The sequence below is a fragment of the Leptolyngbya sp. BC1307 genome, assembly GCF_002286735.1.
Lineage (GTDB): Bacteria > Cyanobacteriota > Cyanobacteriia > Phormidesmidales > Phormidesmidaceae > Phormidesmis.
Map to the genome: position 1 here is coordinate 26,313 of NZ_NRTA01000021.1, position 22,683 is coordinate 48,995.

Below are 22,683 nucleotides of genomic sequence, written 5' to 3' on the forward strand. Positions count from 1 at the left end.
ACGCTCGTCACTTATCATGTGACCTTAGCAGGAACGATACTGCTTCCTATGAAGCCTGATAGAGATATTTGCACACCCAGGATCGGCGGCGTGAGCGCAACCTAAAAAAGGAATTCACGGTCATGAAAAAGATAGGTGCAGGACTCATTCCCATCTCTGGGGGAATTGTCCTGACAAATTTTGATTTCACGTACGATAGTTTTGGCCGGTTCGATCTGTTTCCAGACTTTGTTGGATATGGCCTAATCGCTATGGGGCTGGGCGGCTTAATACGGCTGTCTAAACAGTTTGCGATCGCTCGCCTCTGTGCATGGGTGCTCATGCCCATCGCAATTATCAGGTGGCTGTGTCCGCCAACGATTCTGATGGCCTTTGAGTGGGTGGACACCGGACTCAATGCCGTCATGATTTGGATGCTGCTCAGCGGCATTAGGGATTATTCAGCTAGAGAGCATCAGTCTTATCTTCTCAAGTGGTCGTCCGTTTATCGGATCGCCTATGTCGGGTTAATTTGTGTTGCCCCGATGATGTTAAATGTCGTCTCTCCTATCCTCCCACCACCACCACCCGGTGAATTAGGAGTAATCTTCGCACTAGGTCTGGTAGCGGCCTTTTTCTGGGCAATTTCACCTTTCATGATTTTGGATCTCCTTGTCCATTTCAAAAGAGATCTTGATAAGCGTGCATTCCGTTAATTGGTTACTTGGAAATGAATTTAGAACAATATGGCCTACAAAAAATATTGGCCATATGAACAAGCGTTACTTTAGCAATAGAATTGATACCTTCACTATAGAGATTTACTTTCAGCATCGCTAGATTTTAAGAGACTTTACCCCTTCGCAAACAAAGAGATCAGTATGACGACGACTCTAACGGTTGATTCAGCAACAGGTACGCTATTGATATCTGAGGCGCTGGCGAAGCCGCTCTCTGAGAGAATTGCCCAGATCGATACCTACTTAAACGCCTGTTCCCAAGCTGGTGAATTCTCAGGAAGTGTTGCGATCGCTCGCGGCAAGGAAGGCACGATCGCTCGGAGCTATGGGCAGGCCAACCGAGAGCATGAGGTGCCCAACAATCCTCAAACCAAGTTTCGGATCGGTTCACTTGCCAAGCAATTCACAGCGGTTTCTATCCTACAGCTATAAGAGAGAGGGGTAGTCCTAAACGAGTAAGGATATTTCTGTCAATGAGGGGATGTGTGATCGCTCCCCCATTCCCGATAATGTAGGCGTAGCAATCCAAACCTTCTCCGTGTTTTCCCTTTTGCCCGCTTGTCCCAGTTGCGATTCTGAAGCTGTGGTTAAAAATGGCTTTATTCACAACGGTAAACAGAATCATCGTTGTCAAGATTGCGGGCGGCAATTCGTAGCGAACCCTGAGAACAAGATTATTAGCGACGAAACGAAATCGCTGATTGATAAACTTCTGTTAGATGTTAGAGAAGATTCCGATGGCTGGCATTGCTAGAGTCGTTAACGTTTCTGAGCCATGGCTGCAAGGGTATGTCAATGAAAAATACGCCTCGGTGCCCCGCCAAGTGAACGTTCGGCCAAAAAAAAGGCCGCTTGACGATTCAGTGCGACGCAGCTTGGTCTTTTGTCGGCAATAAGGACAACAAGCAGTGGATTTGGCTGGCTATTGACGCAGCAGCCGGAGAGATTGTCGGGGTCTTTATCGGTCGGCGTAGTCGAGTCGGCGCACGAGGACTCTGGCGATCGCTGCCGCCTATCTACCGACAGTGTGCTGTCGCTTACACAGACTTCTGGGAAGCTTACAAGCAGGTCATTCTGAGCAAACGTCACCGCCCGGCAGGAAAAGAAACGGGACAAACCAACCGCATCGAACGCTTTAATTGCACCTTACGTCAACGGGTATCGAGATTAGTGCGTAAAACATTGTCGTTTTCTAAGAAGTTGGAAAATCATATTGGTGCCATTTGGTACTTCATTCACCACTACAACGAGTCCTTACCTGTTTAGGACTACCCATCACATAGGGCGATCGCTGGATCGGGTCATGAGTAAGCAGGAGACAGGAGACAGGAGGCAGGAGAGCAGGAGAGCAGGAGGCAGGAGGCAGGAGGCAGGAGAGCAGGAGAGCAGGAGACAGGAATCAGGAGGGAGCCGTAGATATACTTCTCAACGTCGCTGGCTGAAGTCATAGCACAAGCGTTTTCTAGCTCTGTGTACAGCCAACCCTACTCTGCGACAGGGCAAACGCATCTTAACCTGCCAAAACTTTGAGTAGGTAGTCGTTATCCCAACCAGCCCGTAATCGCTTATTTTTAATGCCCAATTTAGCCGTATCCTCCTGATTGAGCGCACTCAGCGCCAGATGTCGCAGCAGTGCCAAGTTTTCAGGCGCATGACCAAAACGAATGCGGCAGTCATCTTCACAGAAGGCAACATCGAGCACCTGGCGAAAGCGAACTGACGTAATAGCGAAGCTCTCAGCTAGTATGCCCATTCACCTGTCTGACCGACTCCACCATGGCAGTGCTAGTCAACTGAGACCACTTTTCTGCATCGATTAGACCTTTGACGATGCCTAAGCTCCAGCATCGGCGCTTTTCAATGCGCCCGTGGCTGGTCTTGAGCCACGACCTGCTCAGCGATCGCCTATCAGTCCGGCATCTCTCCCCCCAGTTTTGCCTTCACCTTCAGCTTCATAGAAGCAGGTGGAGCCATCGTCAAGCCTCTACGAGAGGGTAAAACAGGCCGAGAATGCAGCAGCGCTAGCTGATAGTCAGTCAACAAGGTGGCTACACTTAGCTTGAGTTCCATCATGGCGAGCGCAGAGCCAATACAGTAGCGGTGGCCACCACCAAAGGGCAAATACTCATAAGGGGCAAACTGCCTTTCCAAAAATCGCTCCGGGCGAAACTGCCGGGGCTCAGGGTAAATATCCGGGCGCTGGTGAATGATGTAAGTCGCTGGCAGCAGAGCGGTTCCTGCTTTGAAACGGTAGCCAGCCATCGTCATCGGTGCGCGTAACTGACGCACAAACGTTGTTGGCGTAATCGGAAAAATTCGCAGCGCTTCCTGGCAAACAGCCGTCAGGTAGGGAAGTTGAGAAATCGCTATGGGGTCAGGCTCGGGGCCTAGCGTGGCCAGTTCAGCCCGCAGCTTCTGTTGCACTTCTGGCAAATGGTGAATCCAGTACAGCGCCCAAACAATCGCCGAGGCAGTGGTCTCATGCCCCGCTAAAAGCAGCGTGACTATCTCATCATGGAGTTCTTCATCAGTCATCGCTTCGCCGTTCTCATCTCTTGCTTGGAGCAGTAAAGTGAGAATATCGGTCTTTTCGTCCGGGCTCACGCCGGGTTGACTGAGAGCGTTGCGGCGATCGCGAATTTCGGCATAGATCAACGCTTGCACCGCTTCTCGCAGGCGAACAAACTTTCCCCAAGGACTCCACGGCCCCCAGTCTTTTTGCAGCCCTGGAAAAAAGAGAAAGCTAGCACTAATGGGATAGGCAAACGAATCCAGCAGCGTGCCCATCAGATGCTGCAGCTGGGAGAGCCGCACGCCTTCTCTCAAGCCGAAAACAGCTTGCAAAATCACCCCCAGGGTAAGATCTTGCATAGGCGGGCGCGCCACAATCGACTGCCCGGGTTGCCAACCAGCGCTGACCTGGCGAGTAATATCTACAATGAGTTGGGCATAGGTACGCAGGCGATCGCCATGAAAAGGCGGCATCAAAAGCTTGCGCTGTCTTCGATGGGGAGCACCATCCAGCAGCAAAATAGACCGCTCACCCACCATAGTCTGAAGAATTTTATTCTGCTGTCCGGTGATGACCTTGCTGTCATCAAGCGCAAAGATCTCTCGCACGACCTCGGGGTCGCCTACATACACCAGCGGCGCAGAACTCTCTCCGCCGATTTGAAACATCGGTCCATAGCGCCGAACGTTATCATCCATGTACCCCGTAGGCTGTAGGATGAGCCGAAATATCCGCAGCATCCGTCGTAGCCCCTTTGCCTTGGGGCCATCAATCTCCCGGTACGCAGGGCGGTTGGATTGAGCCGCTGTCTCTACCACGTCAGTCGTCATCAAGTTACATCCGGTCGTTGGCCTTATTCATGATAGTAGAAGCGACAGGGTGTAGATTTCTAATAGGCGCGTACAATTTAAGAAACCAACAACAGATTGCCTCGGCTATTTCCGATATTTTTCTAACAGCGCGGAGATGTCTTCATAGCCATCGGCGCTGATAACGGGCATCAGCTGACGACGGTACTTTTCTAACGTTTGCTGAAACGTGGCTTCACCTAGCTGCCCCTGCAAAATAGACGTGAGCCCGGCGGCCTGTCGCCATTCTTCTGAGCCCACACTCGCTAGCAGAGACATGGCAATCACACTGAAGAAAACCGCCTGCTCAGTCTGCTTGAGCCCGTGGTGGGCTTCGGCTATGTACAAGAAATGTAGCCCGCGCAGATAGATGTTGGCAGACGCATTGATAGTCTCTGTTCCTTTTGCCAAAATGTCGAGACCTGCTTGGGGGCGATCGCACATGACGTAGGCAATGCCCAGACTGTTGTAGGCTAGCGCCTGACTCTGCAAGTCTCCTTGCCTGACCGCTAGCTCCAATCCTTGGTTGAGATAGGCGATCGCCCCATCATAAAGCGCCGCATCAATCACATCGGTTGCCCGGCCTTGCAACACCTGCGCGTAACCCAGATTTACCAGCGCATTCGCCTCGCCAATCCGGTCTCCTCGCTGCCGTGCCAGAATGAGCGCTCGCTGACTGGTAGCAACGCCCTCAGCATAGTCTTTTTCTAAAACTGCATTGCGCGCTAAATGGCACAGATCTGCCGTCTCACAGGGCAGGTCTCCAGCGGCTTGGGCAATCTCTAGCGATCGCTGGTAAAACCGCTTCGCCTCTGCCGCCCGCCCCAACATCTGCCGGGAATAGCCCAGCAGCGTTAAAATCCGCGCCTTTTCCTGAGTGCCCTCTACCTGACTGAGCGGCTCGCTGAAGTAGTCCAGCGTATCTTGCAGATAGTCTCCTGAGAAAGAAGCGAACACCCCGCCATAGAGCGGAAAGTCATCTCTTTGAGCAAACGTCCGCAAAATCTGTAGCATCAGCTGAAAGCTGCCGTCACCTAGCGCCTGGTAGGAGCCCGCACCGCTGCTTCTAAACCCCTGTGCCAGCCGTCCCCAGATGGCCGCAAAAATGAGAGACGTACTGTACGAAAGCTGCTTACCCGCCTTAGCGCTGTAGGGCTGCTTGTCAAACCAGGTAATCAGACTGCGCTGCACAAAATGCAGGACGACGGCCAAATTGACCCAACTCGCAACATCTACCGCCGTTCGGGTCACCGCCTCGACGGCTTCACCTTGAGCTAGCGCCGTGAACAGCAGCTTGGGCAGTCCGACTGACGCTTTTTGCCAGACTGGCCACGGACCGCCCCGATCCCCCGAGCCAAACCCAACCGCCCCACCTGCCGGCTGATACAGCCAGCTCACCAAGTCCGCTTCCAGCCGTTCATAGCTTGCTAGCCCTGCCAGTATTCCCTGTTGCCAGGGTGCCAACTCTTCTGTATCGCCTAGCGCCTGAGCGAGCTGTTGGAGCTGCTTACGGTTGAGACTATTGGGCTGATTAGGATCGATCAAACTCAAAAATACGATGGGCCGCTCTGAAGCGTCTGCCTGGCAGAGCTGGTCGGCAGCGAGGGTAATCCCGCTGGCAGCCTGTCGATCTGCCTGGCCCTTTTGCCACTCGCCTTCAATGGTTTTAAGCGCCCGTAAAATGCGCGGAGCTTTAAGCGAGCCTTCTAGCTGACCTTCGATTTCGGTAATGCGGCGCAGCAGCGATCGCTCAAAAATTTCTCCCGTGCCGCGCTCAACCGCTTCTTCTAGCTGCGATCGCACCTGCTCTTTTGAGCGCACATTGCCCTTCAGCGTCTGCTGCACGATCCCATCAATCAACGCCAGATACTGCTCTGCCAAAGATTCACCCGCTGCCACTTCAAGCCCTCCTTCTTTTTTAACGCTCTGCCAAAGCCCTGTACAGCCAATCCATGATCGGCTCGCTTTACAGCTATTGTAAGCAGCAAACCTCAACTAACGGCCTCAGCGCATCAAGGCGACGCCGAAGCCCAATGTCTGCTTGGCAATCTGTATCAGCTCGGGTTTGGCACCGTCGAGATCAACGAGGCCGTAAGCGCATGGGTTCGAGGTATACTGTCAGTGGGCGCAGTTCTGGACTTCTTTGCTAGATCTGTGCTTCTTTTGTAGGTGTCAGATTTGCTGTGTGGTAAGCGCGCCCTATGAATTATCCATTTCTACGACCTGGTTTGACCTGCGGCTTATTAACAGGTGCAGTCGCTTTGGTGCTTTCCCTGTGGACTCCGGCGATCGCCCAAGAAGCCCCTGATTCCCCATCAGTTCCTGCCGCCGCTGACGCTAACCCTATTTACTTTGCCAGACAGCTGCGTCTAGTCGATGTGAGCGTTCCTAATAAATGGCAATTCCGCGCGTCAGAATATCTGTTTACCATCGACATTCCATCAGCGGCATCACAGCCGCTAGAAAGATTGGTCTTCACCCAAATTGAAGGCGCAGATTACCCTCGGTATAGCACTCGTGATACCCGTGCTTTGGAAGCGGGCGATCGCCAAACTCCTCTAACTCTTAGCCAGGTCGAAAATAATACCGACGACAGAACGATAACCGTCGTATTTGACCCGCCAGTCGAGCCGGGCCGACAGATCACCGTTGCCTTAAAAGCTCATCACAACCCGCGCGACGGTATTTACCTTTACGAGGTGACGGCAGTTCCTCCAGGCATAAGCGGAGCTGGTCAGCGCGTTGGTCTGGGGCGACTAAATTTTTACGAAAGAGAATCGCTAGGCAGACGACGCTTTGGCATTCATTAGAGTGACTTATGGCGGTTCCTGGACGCATTCGGGAACCGCGAGTCACTTTGCCCGTTTCAACATAAGGTTTTCAGCCGATGTGATGTACCTCAGCAAAGTGACCAGCACTGTAAATGCTTTGCGCTTTCTTACCTGTGCTATTTATAGCTTTGGCCAATTGGCTCACTACATTAGCGATCGCTAGAACCGTCGTGTGCTGAGGGCTAAGTGGCTAGCCGTCGTACGTAGGCGTAGCCTTCTCTGCGAGTATACATCCGACGACGGCTATACTTTATCGTTAAAGACTAAGAATCTGCGGCTGATTGGGTCGATGAACTGTTCAGAGGCGTGAGCAGCATCACTTGCGAGCCGCGCTCGTAGTCAAATATTTCTTCAATACGATAGCTTTCGGCAATAGCACCCTTAAACTCATCTTTGATGGGCTCAGTATAGTCAATCACCACCCACCAGCGATCATATCCCAGCGGCATCTGAGTCACCCACTGCTGTGCATCCGCAGGCATTTCTACTTCGTAAGTCGGACGCCAGAGGATATCGGCATCGCCATCGTAGTAGCGATTCAGGGGCTTTAAATAGTGGTATCCCCAAACGATGGCGTCTCCTGGCTGTTCATACTGCTCAATGGTGGCAATATTAAACTTATAGTCTGGACGTTCTTGCACCGTATAGTAGTGTACTAGCCCGCCGCCCGCCGCGATTAAATACGCTATGCCCATGACGACAGCAGCGATCTTCCACTGCCGCCAAAGGCGAGTAAATCCTGCGGCTAGTAAAATAAAAAGGTAAGGAATCACAAAGAGAAGATAGCGATTTACCCAAATTGGCGTTGAGATATAGGAAAACACAACAATGGGCAATAGCGGCAAAATAAACCAGGCCGTGACCCATAGCAGAGCAGGCGATTTGTGTTTGCCAATCAGGGCGGCTCCTATTAGCCCAGATAGCAGTAGGGTAAACACCTTATAAAAGAGAGCAGCGATCGCATTCTCTTGGGCTTCGAAGGGCCACACGGTGAAAAACTTGAGCGGGCGGATCAACCGGCCTAGTCCTGGCGGCGCTGCATCAGAATGATGAGCAGCAAAATTAGAAGAGGGCGAAGATTCTTGAACGACCGATAAAATAGAGGGCGACCATAACACTATCAAAAGCAACAGCCACTTACCAAAGCTGAAGAGTACTGCCCGCTCCCGACGAAACCGCAGGCAGATAATCAGCACATCAGGTAAGAGCAGCGTGACATTGAGCGGCACCGTGTAAATCGCCAGTAAACGGAACAGCGACCAACCCGCTAAAGCCCGCTGGCTCGGGCGCTGAGGCCGCTCAGTGAGCAAGGCGTCCGTCAAAAACAGGGTGCCTGCCAAACCCAGGCACAAGCTCAACACATACATCCGAATCTCTTGAGCATGGTTGATAAATAAAGGCGAAACCGTCAATAGCAACGCCGCCATCAGGCCCTCTGCTTCCCCACTCAGGCGACGCCCTAGCCGGTATATCAGAAACACGCTGACGATAGCGAAGATCACCGATAGCGATCGCAGCCAGGCATCGCTACTGCCAAAGCGCATCCAGAACATCAGCAGAAAATAATAGAGCGGCCGCAGCTGATTTTCTCTATAGGCAGCCAGCGGGCTCTGGTCAGCATCTTGTATGCTAGTTAGCTCATCTAGCCAGAGCCCCTCACCTTCTAGCTGGTAGGTGAACAAAACCGTAGCAGCTATTAGAATAGAAGTAATAGGTAGCCAGCGATCAAGCGATCGCGGCTTTATCCGAGAGCCGTAAGGAGATGGCGGTGTTTTGATAGTCATAATGTGTATATCCCAGGCGATCGCTACCCGCCAAGGGCATATGCCTGTAAAAAGTTGTTTGAATGATAATTCGCTTCTCAATTAGCACATAATTATGTCAATCCAGGCGATGCTTAGTTGCCTGGTCTTGCAAGTACCTTTGAGAGCATTTTGTCTCGCGAGTGCCAGCTTTCGTCAGCTTTTTTCTTCTGAGGGCAAAGTTGCCAGCACCCTCCTATTCTGCCCAGTTTGGAGCTAGATCAGTCTGCCGCCGACTCGCTCTCTGACGCGATAAATGGGTTTATTTTGTGACTCGTGGTAGGTGCGCATTAGCAGTTCAGCTAGTAAACCAACGCAGAATAGCTGAACGCCCGCTAGAAAGAGCACGACTGCTAAGAGCAGCAGTGGGCGATCGCCGATCCCTTGTTGCAGCACTATTCTTACAAAACCCAGATAGAGCCCTAATACAGACCCTGCCCCTATAGAGGCCATACCTAAACTGCCAAAGACATGCATCGGTCGAGTTAGGAAGGTCTTCATGAATGAGACAGTGAACAAGTCCATGAGGACACGAAAAGTTCTTCCCAGGCCATACTTACTTTTGCCGTGCTTACGCGCATGGTGGCGCACTGCCACTTCAGTGACTTTAGCGCCTTCAATGAAGGCTAGCGCGGGTAAAAAGCGATGTAGTTCGCCATAGAGCTTCATATCTGCAACCAGCTCAGCTCGGTATGCCTTGAGCGAGCAGCCATAGTCGTGCAGTTTTACCCCAGTGACTTTGCCGATGATAAAGTTGGCAATTTTAGAAGGCAACAGCCGGGTCAGAGCCGCATCTTGCCGGTTCTTGCGCCAGCCACTGACCAGGTCATAGCCCTCGGAGAGCTTAGCTAAAAGCGGTAAAATATCTTGAGGATCATTTTGCAGATCGCCATCTAGCGTGACAATTACCTGGCCCTGAGCATTTTCAAAACCGGCGGCCATCGCTGCAGTCTGGCCATAGTTGCGCCGTAGGATAATCGCCTGCAGATGATTATGGTTTGCCGCTAACTGCCTCAGGAGATCAGTCGAACCATCTTGAGAGCCATCGTCTACGCAAATAATTTCATAGCGATCAGGGTAGTCGGCAACACCCTGTTCTACTCGCTTAATTAAGTGAGGCAGCGTATCGACCTCGTTGTAAATAGGGATTACAATCGAGAGCGCAATCTGAGATGAAGCCTGGTTTCCATAAGGGTTGGTAACGGCTGCTAGAGCGGGGTTGTGCTTAAGAGCACTGGGCACTTTTGCATCAGATAGAGAAGTCACCACGGGCTGAGTTCCTATAGTTTGGTTAAGTGGGTCTGGTTTAAATGGCTTAAGCTGAGAAGCGGCCTGAGGTTCAAAAATCGGTCTGAGTCAGGCGTGCGCCTTGACTACGCGATCCTCGAATAGACTCTCTGGCAGTTTTCAGAAAAGCTCTAAGCACATTTGCTAGGAGTTCTTTCAACCAACACTAACGCTAAACTCCTCTATCTCTAGGACTAGATAATCAGCTTTATTTAGTCTTTATAGAATTGTTTTTTGCCTTTATTGCATCTCTTGTTCGTAACGATATGTGAGGTATCTAGAGTTCTGCTTCAAGAAGCTGGCCTCATCAATTTGGCTTCGCTGGAGATTCTTTTGATGATTTATCTAGCGGGGCAAGCAGCATGACACTAGAGCGTTGCTCATAGCTAAAAGTCTGCTCGATATTGTAAGCGGCTTTAAGCCTGTTTTCGACCTCGGTACTGAGTGATTTGGGATCGTTTATGACTACCCACCAGCGCTTGTACCCTTTCGGAAACTGGCTGACCCACTGCTCGATCCCATCAGCCGTATCGACATCTTGCACGTTGCGCCAATAGGTATCAGCAGCGCCATCGTAGTAATAATCTAAGGCATTCTCCCACCGGTAGCCCCAGATAATGGCATCTCCTGGCTGTTCGTACTGTTCAACAGTTTCGAGGTTGAACCGATAGTCTGCGCGGTTTTGTACGGTGTAGTAATCGGCTAGCGCTCCGCTAATGGCGACTGAGTAGATAGCAATTGCTACAATTGCTCCGCTTCTCCACTGCCGCCACAGACGAGTAAAGCCTGCCGCCATCAAAATAAAGAGATAGGGGCTGACAAAAAGCACGTAGCGGCTATCCCAAATCTGCGCTGAAAATAGAGAAAAGGCGACGATGGGGATGAGCGGAATAACGAACCAACCGGCAGTGAGTAATAGGGTGGGCGATTTGTGTTTACGGATCAGGCCCGCGCCAACCAGCCCGGCCACCACCAAGGTAAACAACTGATAGAGCACGTGTAGAACTTTGCTGCCCTGAACGACAAAAGGCCACACCATCCAAAATTTGAGCGGGTACACCAGATTTCCGAGCCCTGGTGGTTTTGAATAGGCTAGCCGCTTCTCAGCGTAGGTGGTGTTGGCAGCCGCTTCCTGCACAACCGATAAAACAGACGGTGACCACAGAACAAACAGCAACAGTAGCCATTTGCCAAAACTAGTCAGAATCTGGCGCTCTTTGCGAAAGCGCAGCCAGATTGCGATCACATCTGGCAAAAGCAGCGTGAGATTGAGCGGAAACGTATAGATGGCCAGCAGCCTAAATAAAGACCAGCCTGCGATCGCTCTCTGGCTTGGCTGCTGAGACCGCTCAGTCAGCAGCGCGTCGGTCAAACAGACAGTGCCTGCTAATCCTAAGCAGAGGCTCACGACATACATCCGCACCTCTTGAGCATGGTTGATGAAGAGCGGTGATGTTGCCAGCAGTAGGGCGGCAATTAAGCCTTCGGACTCTCCGGCTAGGCGGCGTCCAAGTCGATAGATTAAGAAAACGCTAATGACAGCAAAGACAACTGAGAGCGATCGCAGCCAGGCATCACCACTGCCGAAAGCCATCCAGCCTTTCAATAAAAGGTAGTAAAGGGGACGTAGCTGGTTTTCTTTATAGACTGCGAATGGACTGCCGGCAGCATCCTGTACGCTGAACAGCTCGTCAGTCCACAGGCTCTCCTGCCCTAAGCGATAGGTAAACAGGAAAGCAGCAGCGCCGAGAATCAGAGAAATTGGTAGCCAGCGATAGGCCGGTTTAGTACTCACGCGAGAGGGCGCTGGCTCTAGCCTATTTGTCGTCATAGATCCCCGCATCTAAGAATGCTGTCGCTGTGCAAATGCTCTCCTCAAAATATCTGCCGAACGTCTCTTAGAACGGTGACTTCTCTGGCTAACAACAGCTAAGGAAGCTCAGCTCAGCGTTCAGATAGATATTTTCAGTTGAGTTTTTTGTTTAACCAACGCTACCGTCAAACCTCTGTATTTTCCCCTAATCTTGATTACCTTTATGCAGTCTTTATAGAACTGCTGCCGTGGCTCTACTGTATCTTCTGGTAACAGGGCTATCCACCAAATTTCTACGCGGCTAAACGCTTTAAGTGCGATCGCCCTCTGCCTGAGCTGAAATTCGAAACGCCCAGTCCGACTCATACGGCGGTTGCCAGTCGAAAGTTGCCTCTGGTGCGACTACTTCGATTTCTTCGTAAGGCGATCGCGTATCCACAGCGACTATCTGCATAGGAGCGGCAATTTCCCTCAGATTGAACTGCAGGGTTTCTGGCTGCTCCGAATAGCAAATCGCGGCTTGATCGCTATCTCTTAGACAATAGCCATCGCTGATCAAGTCATTGTCGGGCGTCATGCCGACAGAAAAAGCGCTGTCAATAAACCTACTGTAGGTTTTAATCTCTTCTTTGTTGGGATAAGGCTCAGAAAACTCTTTACCTTCGGGCTTGTATCCCCAGATATTGGCAACGCCGCCCGCCATAGCCGAATCCCAAAGCCCCTGGCGAGTTAGCTCAATGTCGTAATCTTTCTCCGGATATCGAGTAGGTACCCGAAAACGAAAGCGATCTTCAGAGAAAGCAGGGCGCTGATTAGCTTCTTTCAAGTGATCCCGGTAGTCCTCGTAGCTAGGACGGTGCCACTCCCACGAAACATAGTCCAATTTCGAGCTAATCTCTTTGTATTCGTTTTTATGTCCTCTACCGCCGATCATATGGTGATAGCTAGAGTCCGCCTGTAGCTTCGCCCGAAACTGCTCTATCTCTTCTGCTTTAGCCCACTCAAACAGATCAAATCCGTAGCTGACCGTCCAACCAGGAATGGGAGCAAGCCTAGCGACAATTTCGGTATAGAGCAAATCAGCATCTACCCCATAGGTAGAAGGGGTTTCATTTCTAGATTTATCTCCCCATATCCAGAAGTGAGTGACTCCTCCATGGCGATAGGTCTTTAAAGCAACAGCTTCGAAGTAGCCCGGATTTTCTATGAAGTCTCTTAGGTTAGTAATATGAAAACCGGTAAAGCCATGACCGTCGATGAATTCGTCGAGCCCAGCATCTATATCAGGTTTGTCATACATTACATATTGGGGCACAAAAGCTTTGCCAGTCGCTGATCGGATCCACTTGCTGCCCTCAGCAGCGACAAAGCCTTTGGCATAAGCGGGTCTATCAGCATCAATGTCGATGTCTCCCCCTGTGCTGAATGTCCAAACACCTTTCTGAGTAGGCGTAAAGCGAAACTTAGTTTGATCGTTTTCCTGAAAAGTCAATACCTGCTGCTGCTCGCCACTTTCGTGTCGAATACTCACCGTCTGATGAGGCGCTCCAGAAGCGGGTATTTCGTAACATTCCCAGACTGGATGAGGTGCCTGATCGGGCAAGAGACAGCCTTCCTCAAACCGAGCAGCTAGGGCTTCAGAAATATCTGGTGAAGGGTAGAGTGCTGGGCGCATCATTGCCAGGGCTATCACAGCAGCAATGCTGATGACAAATAGAGTCAGAAGCTTCCAGAGTTTCATGCCAATTGCGTTAAAAAACGGTTCTTTAAATTTGTTTGACGTAGTAGGATTTCTATTAATTTACCGGATCAGTTTACGCGCATATTATCTTAAGGGTTGCGTTTATCTTCATAAGAAGGTGCAGCTGTCCTAGCCATTTGCTGAGGAGACGCCATCCCTTCACTCACAAGCGGGTAGACTAACCCGCCCAGACCGGCTGCCAGTAGAGTCTTAAGGCGCATCAGCAAGGCGACAGAGATGGCGACGGACGGATTGATACCGAATAGACCCAAGGTAAAGCTATAGGCAAACTCCGTCAGGCCAATGCCACCAATGGAAAAGGGTAGATTCATGATAAACATCATGATGGGCACTGCCACTAACATACTGATGAAGCTGATGCTGTTGTCGAAAGCTAACACACTCACCCATACGTTACAAACCGCTAGAAAGTAAAATAATAGGGAGTTGAAGGTGGCTAGCCACAGGACCTCGGGCTTATCTTTATAGACCAAGACGGCCTCTCTAAACTTTCCTATTTTCTTAAGAAAGGCAGGTACGAAAGCCAGTCTGCGACTAGGCCCTCTGCCGGTGAAGTACCGGTTAATCAGGTTAAACGGGCGGGCGTCAATGATTATCCAGCAGATGAACGCGACCCCAATTACGCCGATAAGGAGCGTAGCGGTTAACCAGGGCATATTGAACATCTGTAGGTTGACGACTACGGCGATCGCAGCCAACACCACCAGCATCGCCAAGCCGCTAAACCGCTCGACAAAAACAACGGCTGCTGAGTCGGCATAGCGCCCTGTATATCTGCCCAGTTCGTTAATACGAATGACATCACCGCCAATACTGCTAGGAAGCACCAAGTTGAAAAAACGACCCACCATGTAATAGGCATAAAGTCGCCATAGCCCCACCTTCAGACCGCAAGCACGAGCCAGATAGTACCACTTAACTGAGCTGACAAAATCCATCAGAGGGACAAGCAACACAGCCACTAAAATGAGCCATAAATTAGCCCGAGAAAAGGTTGCCAATAGATCTTGCCATCCCTTAACCGTTAACAGCCCTGCCTTGTGAAAAACATAGACGAGCAGTGCCGTAGTAACGACAATGCGGATGAAATGCAGACCTGATTTTCTCTTCATGGCGATTGCTCTACTGGCTGATTCATTAGCTCTGATCCATTAGCTTGAGAATTTGTGCGAGAGCGAAATCTTCAGTGAAGAATACTACTAGGTGAATACATAGGAAAATGCCGAAGCCTGACAACCAAGAAAGACGGATATCGCAGCGCTGAAACATAAACAATGCCCCAGCGCTGAGGGTCTCCGGCATGAGGGCTACGGCATCAGACATCGGCCTGCACCACGTAATTTTCCTGCCTATACAGGAGTGGAGAAGGCTTTTTATCGTTAGGGATTACGATATAAGCCTTCTCCACTTCTTCCATCTCGCTCTGTATGCGAGACTCGCTCCAGCCCAGTTCCTGAGCCATTAGCTCGGCGCATACCCGCAGCGCTTTTTCACCAGGATATTCCAGGCTGGCCAGATCGGTTCTTCTAAAGACAACATCAGTCAGCTTTTCAGCTAGCTCATCGCGCATGGCGTGGATGACTTCAACCTTCAAAACAGTGCTGTCTGGGATCACGTCTGCCCACTCCGGATTCTCGTCTAAGTAGGAGAGAACCAGCGGATACTTTGAGCCGTATGTGTTCACCAAGTGCAGAGTAACCGCTTCGCTGAGGCGCTTGGACTCTGACTGGATAGCCTGCTGCTTGAACTTGTCCAAGAATTCAATATCACCACCCCAAAGAGGAACCTTGTGAGTCGTGCAGGCCGACAATTTTTTCAGCTTTTTGCAGACAATGTCGATAGCCTTTTGGGCAACATCACGGGCTGTTGTATACTTTACGCCAACCACGCTGACAAGGCCCTCAAGCTGATCTTCTTTAGCATGATCTAAGATCTGGTAGTGCTTCTTAGGTGCGGCTGAACCTGATTCATCGGCTGGCACGATCCCCCAGAGAATATGCCGAACGTCTTCCCGGGTAAGCCTGGCCGCCGGATAGCCATCATTGATAAGATCAATATAGGTTTGGATTTCTTCTTCGGTGATAGTCACTTTTGCCGGATCGTCGTCGCAGGCCAGGTGCAGTGACCCAATCATGGAATAGCCGCGCCAGGGAATGGCAAAGGTGAGACTAGACTTTTTATCGACAATCGCCTGCTTGTCCTCGTACATCGGTTTGATGGGGAACGTTAGGGCATGCTCAGTGGTGAGCGGGCGAGTGAGTAGCGTGAAGGCTTTAGAGGCATGAACCTGACGACCTATAGACGGCTTGCCTGAAAGATTCAGCGTCTTGACGATTTGCGGGCCAGAGGCGTTGACGACGGCCTTCGCTTTGATAGTGAAGGTCTCACCCGTCAGGCGGTCTTTAGCCTCAACCCCAGTGATGCTATTGCCAGACTGGAGGAAATCAGTAACTTCGGTGTAGTTGGCGACGCTGGCACCCTGCTCCACAGCGGAGCGAATATAGGAGAGCAGCAGCCGCTCGGTGTTATGCATTTGACCTTCAGACCAGACAGCGCCTCCCGTTAAGTTTTGAGTGTCAATTTCAGGCGCGATTTTCAAGACCTCTTCTTTTGAGATCATGTAAGAGTTGGGAATTCGGCGGGCCGGGTCTTTGAACCAGCGTCTGTCTGGGCTAAATAGATCAAAGGTTTTGATATAGATGGCCATGGTTTCTCGGCCTTTGATCCCGTGCCCGTAGATCGGCAGCAGATAGGGCTGAGAATCGACCAAGTGAGGGGCTCTCTCTAGGAGGAGATTGCGCTCGCGGATGGACTCACGCATACGCTTAAAGTCTGCATGCTGCAGGTAGCGCAGCCCGCTGTGGGCAATCTTAGAGCTGTTTGACGAAGTGGCTCCGCCAAAGTCGTTTCGCTCTAGCAGGGCGACTTTTAAGCCGCGCAAGGTTGCATCCCAAACGCAGGCTGCCCCGTTAATACCGCCTCCAATGACCAAGAGGTCGTAGTCTTGGTTCATTAGCGCTTGGATGTTTCGCTTCATGCTTCACCTCAAAAGTATAGTTGTTAAGCTGTTTGGTTCTCTGAGCTTGGAATTTCCTTGACAGTTGTGTCTGCTCGGGAAGAGCGATAGTGAAGACGGCCGTCATGCCTATCCATTAGGAGCTGTGGTAGTTAGTGGCTCAGTTGATACAGGTGTTGATACAGGTGTTGATACAGGTGTAGCAGTAGCCTCTTTTTGCCCGACTACTTTGGCAGGTATTCCCATGGCGATCGCATTAGCAGGAATATCCTTAGTGACAATCGCCCCGGCTCCGACAATCGTGTTGTCGCCAATCGAAACACCGTCTAAAACTACCCCCTTAGCGCCTATCCAGCAGTTTTCTCCGACTAGCGTTGGCCCGTCTGAATAGCTACTCTGATCGGCTAAGGGAACCGCTGAACGATAATCGTATCTGCCGCCACTCATAATATAGTTATAAGCGGCAATGAGGGTACCCTGGCCGATAACTAGCCGCCGCTTTGAATACACTTCACAATTCGCGCCAATATTTACCCGAGACTGTATTTCTATATCGCCATTTTTGCAGTAAAGGATGGTATTACGGCCAATAAACACGCCGTCTCCAATGCTGATACCAGAATTGGTCTCGCCTTTGGCATCGAGCACGCAGTTATCATCGATGATCACATTGCTGCCAATGCTAATTTTGTGTGGGTGTCTGAGGGTGACGCCCCGGCCAAATACTACGTTTTTACCCACGTCTGCCAAGAGAGACGGATAGAGTTTGCTTCTGAGATAAAGGCCCAGGGCACCAGGTAGGTTGCTACATAGGAGGGTGATGAGTTCAAACTTAAGCAGACTGCCTGCATCGACTTTACCGATGGTCAGGGCGGCATACTGCTGCCAGCGTGGGATCTTGCCCTGACTAAACTCTCTGACTTTAAAGTTACCTGATTCCATATTTAATTAGCCTTTTAATGATGTATATATGCCCGGTCAGTAGCGGTAGCAACAAGTAGGATGCTCTAGAGGGAGATCCACTGCTGGTCTAGATACCACTGGGCCATTTCTTTAAGCCCTTCCTGGTCAGAATGACGCGGTTTGAAGCCTAGAAGATCTCTGGCTTTTGAAGTGTTGAAGGAGCGGTCTTTAGTGTAGAAAGCCAGCCTTCTACGATAGATCGGCGGTTCGATGCCAAGAGGGCGAAAAACTAGCTCGCAAAAGTCTGCCAGGGCAAACAGGGGAGCTGCTGGCAGCTGAATGAATTTGATAGATTTTCCGTAGTATTCACCAATCAGTGAAACCATCTCTCTAAGAGTGATCGCGCGCTCACTGCCGCAGATAAACGTCTCTCCGATCGCCTGAGGATGCGTTGCGGTCAGCAAAAAGCAGTCAGTTAAGTCGTCAACGTGAATGAAGTGCAGTAGATTGCTGCCGTTGCCGATAGCGGGTACCCAGCCTTTGGCAACCATTTTATAAATTTTCAGCAATCGTTTCTCGCCGGGGCCGTAGATGCCAGCAGGACGCACGATCGCAACCGGCAGTCCGGTTTCTTCTCCAAAAGACTTAATCCACTTTTCGCCTTCAAGCTTGGTGTCCTGGTAAATATCTCCTGGCGACATGGGGTAGGTTTCATCAGCCGGAGGGTGGGCGATATGACCATGAACGCCGATGGTAGAGACATGTACCAAGCGCTTGAAGTCAGGCTGCTGGAGGGCGGCTTTAGCGAGCAACTGCGTGCTTAAGACATGGACATTGTAATAGCCCTGGTCAGGAGATTTGGCCTCTCGGAACGGCGTCACCATATGGAAGATATAGTTGACGCCAGCCACTGCCTGCTCAATGAGATCAGCGTCGAAGACATCGCCTTTGATCCACTTTATTGGGAGACCTTCGAACTGTTTGATATTGGAGGTGGGGCGGGCGATCGCTACTACTTCAAGCCCCTGTTTAACCAGCTTGCGAACTAGAACAGCACCTGTAAAACCGGTTGCGCCAGTTACCAAAACGCGACTTCCTGATGGCAGTTGTAGGGCCTCACTGAGGCTAGCTGAATCAGCAGTCGGTGAATCAGCAGTCGGTGAACCAGCAGTCGATGAATCAACCATGAGTAGCTGCCTCCTGTTTAACCTGTTTGGTGAGCTTAAGAATGACGGGAGAGCCGAACTGCTTGGAGAGCCCCAACTGCCGCGCTCCGCCCTCTAAGAATGAAGATATTTGAGGTTTGCCCAACATGCGGTGCAAAACCATGGGCCAGAAAAACTGAGCATAGCGCTGATGCCGCCGCTCCTGGCGAGAATTGCCCACACTTAGGTCTAAGCTCTGAGCGTAGTCCAGCAGTTCGGTTTCGTCGTAGCAGGTATAGGGCCGGGTATTGCCCTCGACACCTTTTTTGAATGAGAACAGCAGCGGCGTAATGTAGTTAACGCTGCGCAGCGTTGGATAGTCTACTAGTACGGCTCGCTTGGCGACGCGAGCTAGCTCACTCAAAAACTGCTGCCACTGCTCTACATGCGCTAAAAAGCGATAGCTAATCACCACATCAAACGAGTTGTCGGCATAGGGCAACGCCAATACGTTGCCGACTTCAAACTGACACTGCCCTGCCTCTACCAGTGAGCGAATTCTGGTCTGGCAGCTTTCATCACTGCCGAGCACCGTGACCGTGTGCCCTGCGGCGATTAGCTGGGAAGTGAGCTGACCGTGGCCGCCGCCGACTTCTAGTACGCTAGCTTTAGGATAGGGCGCAAGCATGGCCAAAGTCGCCTCTGACTGTACGCGCAGCAGCCAGGCTCCGGTTGGTCCGGCAAACCTTGAGGCGTAGGCTTCTGAGGAAGTTTCAATATCGGCAGTTTCTGGAAATTGTTTGGTAGACATCATGGCGGTGCTAACAGAAGGACGCGGATGGACGAGATCAGCTCAGTCTGAGCAGAGACTGATTTTTCAGGAAGTGCCAGGGTGACTGCGGCTGGCCATACGCTTGGACGACTGGCTGTGGCCCCAGCAAAATTTGCTTCAGGCTCTCACCGGGCCGATCCGTATCGAGGTGACCTTGGGTGACAAAGCCGAAGCTACCGGCTCGCTTCACTTCATAGGCCAGAGGTAAAGGATCGGTGCCAGGTAGCTGTAAGCGCTGCTGACAGTAGTCAGGCAGGGGCCAAAAGCTAGGGCGACCGCCATTATCTCCAGCAAAAAGAGGGCCATCAGCGGCCTGTAGCTGCGCAGCGACGAGCTGACCGCGTTTGCCCAGCCATTTACCAACGCCCCAGGGCAGCACCGGTAACCCACCGGCAGCGGTAACAGCTGCTAGCGTATCTTCTAGACTGAGGCGATCTTCAATCGCAGCGGCAGTGAGCAGCGCTAAGACTTCAATTCCTTCTTGCGTAACGGCCTGTCGTCCGGCAGCTATCAAGAGAGTATGACCCGAAGAATGCTTGAACCAGAGAGTGGCAGCTTCTGCGGTTGGGCAGATTTCCCAGTCTGTTGGCGGGTTGCCTTGTTTGTATCGGCTTACCAGATCGGCGAAGGCGTTGACTCCGCTGACCTCTGCTAGTAGTAGAGCCGCCGTTAAAGGCTGGTTTAGCCCTAATTTGTCGCTTTGATGCTGAAAATTAGCTAGGGCGGATTGTAAAAACTGTGTCAGATCAAAACAGGGATGCAGATGAACATGGGCATCCACGAGTAAAGAAGGTAGATCGGTTGATAGGGTCATAACCTGACGGGCGGCGCTTAAAAGAGTAGTGAAAACTGTAGGCTGTGAATTTGGCAGGGCGATCGCTAGCGAGAGACCTGATGATCAGCGCGTGCCTTCCAAATTTGTAAGCCGCTGAGCAGTATCAGCGAATAGAGGAGTTCGGCACCGATGAAGATCAGGTGGCTGTTATCCCACAGGCCACGCGAGTAATGCACGCCCGGAAACAGGGCGAATGGCGATTGAAAATATTGGGAACTCAGCGGCCATAAGAGAGGAATGCCGCGACCGCCAGCCGTGAACAAGTCCAACAGAAGATGGGAGCCGTAGAGCCCGAAAGTAAAGCTGAAGAGATTACCGTAGCTAGACTGAGGGCGATAGCGATGGACGAGCCAGGCAAGTAGGCCGCTGACAATCAGCGCCGCCAGCAGGCTGTGAGAAGGGCCGCGATGAAGCTGTAAACCGGTTAACAGCTGTCCTAGAAAGTCCAGATCGGGTGAGTTGGCAACAAACAGACTGTAGAGGGCAGCGGCAGGCGTTATCGGCCAGAGCCGACTGGGGATGATATTCTTGACAATCGGCAGACGAGTCAGGACGTAGCCTGAAACCGAATGGGCAATGGGCGAAGGCATGGTGACAAACTCCTGATGACAGCTCCTGATTACACTAAGCCAACGACGTTAAGCGAGGACTATACCGGACAGGGCGGACGGACAGACACCTGCCCAGACGACTGCTGCTCAGAGGGCCGCCCGGATCGCTGCTGTTCGAGGTGTTGCTGCACCTGCTGAACTTCGGCCTGCCGCTTTTGGGGGCTCCAGCCTAGGGCCTCACCCATAATGTGCCCACACAGCTGCAGCACCTCGTCGCCAGGATGACCGACCGCGCCCAGCTCTGTCCGGCGGAAAACCACGTCGCTGAGGGTCTGAGGCATCGTATTTCGCAAATTGTATTTAACCTCTGCTGCTAGAACCCTCTGATCGCTAAGGGACGAGGCGTCATGCTCTAAAGCAGAGACCTGCTGTAAGACTTTAGGGTAGTTGGCCCCATAATTGTGGACTAGCTGCTGTAGGGTTTGAGCTGGAATTTTCTGACCGTAAGTTTTGACCGCAGCCTCTGTAAACCGCTGAAACTGTGAGATTTGCCCGCCGTAAAGGGGCTCTTGATGAGAGAGAGATAGGGGCGAAATCTGGCTGCGATCGCGAAACACCCAATCAACCGCCCGGCAAGCCAGGTCGCGCGCAGTCGTATACTTCACGCCAGCGACAGAGAGCAGGCCGCTAAGCCCTTCGCGGCGGTGGTCTTTAAGCTGAAACTGCTTGGTGAGCTGAACCTCACCCGTCTTTGAGGAAATGCCATAGCTGGGCAAGAGTCCCGTATGCACCCACTGCACATCGTCAGGGGTGAGGTTAAAGCTGGGGTATGCCTGGTTGATGTCGGCTAAAAAGCTCTCAATTTCGGCACTGGTGGCGCTCGGTGGCTTACTGTGACCTGAGTCGGGGCCATACCAGGTGCCCACTAAGGAGCGCGATCGCCAGGGAGCAATAAAAAACAGACGGCTGCCTGGCGCTCGGCCTGTGATCCCGACGGCGCACTTTTGCTGCGGGCCAAATAGGGGACGGGTGACCAGGTTCATCGCCTTAGCGAGCGGCTGTGGGCCAGCTACCTTCTCAATGGCGCTGGAAATGAGCTGGTTAATCCAGGGGCCGCTGGCATTGACAATGGTTTTCGCCTGAATGGTAAAGCGATCGCCTGTTAGCTGGTCTTGAGCGGTGGCGGCGACGACGCGATCGCCTTCTTTGAGCAGATTGACCACACGGGTATGGTTCGCCACCTGAGCACCGCGCTGAGCCGCTGACTGCAGGAAAGCCAGCACTAGCTGCTCTGAATTGTAGACCTGGGCGTCGTAAAAACAGGCAGCGCCCGTCAGTCCTTCGGGGGGTAAGTCGGGCAGCTGTGCTAGACACTCTTGCTTCGAGAGCATTTGGCCAGCGGGAATGTGCTTTTGCGGATCGGTGAGGTAGAGGTTGCGATCGCAGCTAATCCAGTCGTTGATCTTGAGGGCAGCCGTCATGGCCTCTTTGCCTTTAAGGCTGTGGCCATAAGTCGGCACCAGCACCGGCAACGGATGGACCAAATGAGGCGCAATCCGCATCAGCGTTTGGCGCTCTCTGATCGACTGGCGCATCCGCCGTAAATCAGCCGTTTGCAGATAGCGCAGTCCGCCGTGAATCACCTTGAGGCTATTGGCCGACGTACCAGAGGCAAAGTCAGACTGTTCTACTAGCGCTACCGACAGCCCCCTTAGAGTGGCTTCCCAGGCTACACAGGCACCGTGAATCCCGCCGCCAATGACCAGTAGGTCGAATGACTGATCAGACAGGGCGGGCAAGTTTCTCTGCATGCTGGTGGTGATCTCC

General features: G+C 51.8%; 17 protein-coding genes and 2 pseudogenes. 4 read left to right on the top strand and 15 right to left on the bottom strand.

The annotated features are described in order from the left end of the window. Positions 1 to 122: 122 nt before the first annotated feature. From CKL79_RS12760 to CKL79_RS12770, 3 genes and pseudogenes are all read left to right on the top strand, one after another. Positions 123 to 695: a hypothetical protein gene (locus tag CKL79_RS12760; RefSeq protein WP_121969961.1), complete on the top strand. Its 573-nt coding sequence runs from the start codon at positions 123 to 125 to the stop codon at positions 693 to 695. Positions 696 to 860: 165 nt separating this feature from the next. Continuing rightward, positions 861 to 1,151, top strand: coding sequence for a serine hydrolase (locus CKL79_RS12765; protein ID WP_121969962.1), 291 nt, complete (start codon positions 861 to 863; stop codon positions 1,149 to 1,151). A gap of 118 nt (positions 1,152 to 1,269) precedes the next feature. Continuing rightward, positions 1,270 to 1,985, top strand: a pseudogene (locus CKL79_RS12770) (IS1 family transposase). 244 nt (positions 1,986 to 2,229) lie between these two features. On the opposite strand, the pseudogene CKL79_RS12775 reads toward CKL79_RS12770, so the two are convergent. The 3 genes and pseudogenes from CKL79_RS12775 to CKL79_RS12785 all read right to left on the bottom strand — a co-directional run. Next, positions 2,230 to 2,421: pseudogene (locus CKL79_RS12775) on the bottom strand (ISAs1 family transposase); the annotation flags it as partial. Between the two features lie 206 nt (positions 2,422 to 2,627). Next, positions 2,628 to 4,061 carry a cytochrome P450 gene (locus CKL79_RS12780; protein WP_121969963.1) on the bottom strand — a complete coding sequence of 478 codons (1,434 nt, stop codon included), beginning with the start codon at positions 4,059 to 4,061 and terminating at the stop codon, positions 2,628 to 2,630. A gap of 105 nt (positions 4,062 to 4,166) precedes the next feature. Beyond that, a complete protein-coding gene (locus tag CKL79_RS12785; protein WP_121969964.1) occupies positions 4,167 to 5,978 on the bottom strand; it encodes a tetratricopeptide repeat protein in 1,812 nt (603 codons plus the stop codon). Positions 5,979 to 6,280: 302 nt separating this feature from the next. Between CKL79_RS12785 and CKL79_RS12790 the strand changes: the two genes are divergently transcribed. Next, the gene (locus CKL79_RS12790) at positions 6,281 to 6,889 is read left to right on the top strand and encodes a DUF2808 domain-containing protein (protein ID WP_121969965.1); all 609 of its coding nucleotides are present in this window, start codon (positions 6,281 to 6,283) and stop codon (positions 6,887 to 6,889) included. Between the two features lie 284 nt (positions 6,890 to 7,173). On the opposite strand, the gene CKL79_RS12795 is transcribed toward CKL79_RS12790, so the two are convergent. The 12 genes from CKL79_RS12795 to CKL79_RS12855 all read right to left on the bottom strand — a co-directional run bounded on the left by CKL79_RS12795 (position 7,174) and on the right by CKL79_RS12855 (position 22,667). Further along, positions 7,174 to 8,694 (bottom strand): glycosyltransferase family 39 protein, encoded by a 1,521-nt coding sequence (locus tag CKL79_RS12795; protein WP_121969966.1) that lies wholly within the window; start codon positions 8,692 to 8,694, stop codon positions 7,174 to 7,176. A gap of 234 nt (positions 8,695 to 8,928) precedes the next feature. Further along, complete coding sequence (locus CKL79_RS12800) at positions 8,929 to 9,879, bottom strand: glycosyltransferase family 2 protein (protein WP_121970002.1); 951 nt, start codon at positions 9,877 to 9,879, stop codon at positions 8,929 to 8,931. Positions 9,880 to 10,306: 427 nt separating this feature from the next. Continuing rightward, positions 10,307 to 11,830 carry a glycosyltransferase family 39 protein gene (locus tag CKL79_RS12805; protein ID WP_170944053.1) on the bottom strand — a complete coding sequence of 508 codons (1,524 nt, stop codon included), beginning with the start codon at positions 11,828 to 11,830 and terminating at the stop codon, positions 10,307 to 10,309. A gap of 292 nt (positions 11,831 to 12,122) precedes the next feature. Then, complete coding sequence (locus CKL79_RS12810; RefSeq protein ID WP_121969968.1) at positions 12,123 to 13,553, bottom strand: hypothetical protein; 1,431 nt, start codon at positions 13,551 to 13,553, stop codon at positions 12,123 to 12,125. An 89-nt stretch (positions 13,554 to 13,642) separates the two neighbouring features. Continuing rightward, complete coding sequence (locus tag CKL79_RS12815) at positions 13,643 to 14,686, bottom strand: lysylphosphatidylglycerol synthase transmembrane domain-containing protein (RefSeq protein ID WP_121969969.1); 1,044 nt, start codon at positions 14,684 to 14,686, stop codon at positions 13,643 to 13,645. A 203-nt stretch (positions 14,687 to 14,889) separates the two neighbouring features. Further along, entirely contained in the window at positions 14,890 to 16,611 is a 1,722-nt protein-coding gene (locus CKL79_RS12825; RefSeq protein ID WP_121969971.1) for a glycerol-3-phosphate dehydrogenase/oxidase, read from the bottom strand. Between the two features lie 108 nt (positions 16,612 to 16,719). Continuing rightward, positions 16,720 to 17,532 carry an acyltransferase gene (locus CKL79_RS12830; protein ID WP_121969972.1) on the bottom strand — a complete coding sequence of 271 codons (813 nt, stop codon included), beginning with the start codon at positions 17,530 to 17,532 and terminating at the stop codon, positions 16,720 to 16,722. Positions 17,533 to 17,597: 65 nt separating this feature from the next. Next, on the bottom strand, positions 17,598 to 18,680 hold the full coding sequence (locus CKL79_RS12835; protein ID WP_121969973.1) for an NAD-dependent epimerase/dehydratase family protein: 1,083 nt from the start codon (positions 18,678 to 18,680) through the stop codon (positions 17,598 to 17,600). Continuing rightward, positions 18,673 to 19,452 carry a methyltransferase domain-containing protein gene (locus tag CKL79_RS12840; protein ID WP_121969974.1) on the bottom strand — a complete coding sequence of 260 codons (780 nt, stop codon included), beginning with the start codon at positions 19,450 to 19,452 and terminating at the stop codon, positions 18,673 to 18,675. The genes CKL79_RS12835 and CKL79_RS12840 overlap by 8 nt, the downstream gene beginning before the upstream one ends. Before the next feature lie 34 nt (positions 19,453 to 19,486). Further along, positions 19,487 to 20,284 carry a hypothetical protein gene (locus CKL79_RS12845; RefSeq protein ID WP_121969975.1) on the bottom strand — a complete coding sequence of 266 codons (798 nt, stop codon included), beginning with the start codon at positions 20,282 to 20,284 and terminating at the stop codon, positions 19,487 to 19,489. A gap of 65 nt (positions 20,285 to 20,349) precedes the next feature. After that, the gene (locus tag CKL79_RS12850; RefSeq protein WP_121969976.1) at positions 20,350 to 20,895 is read right to left on the bottom strand and encodes a metal-dependent hydrolase; all 546 of its coding nucleotides are present in this window, start codon (positions 20,893 to 20,895) and stop codon (positions 20,350 to 20,352) included. Positions 20,896 to 20,954: 59 nt separating this feature from the next. Further along, positions 20,955 to 22,667 carry a glycerol-3-phosphate dehydrogenase/oxidase gene (locus CKL79_RS12855; RefSeq protein ID WP_121969977.1) on the bottom strand — a complete coding sequence of 571 codons (1,713 nt, stop codon included), beginning with the start codon at positions 22,665 to 22,667 and terminating at the stop codon, positions 20,955 to 20,957. Positions 22,668 to 22,683: the final 16 nt, after the last annotated feature.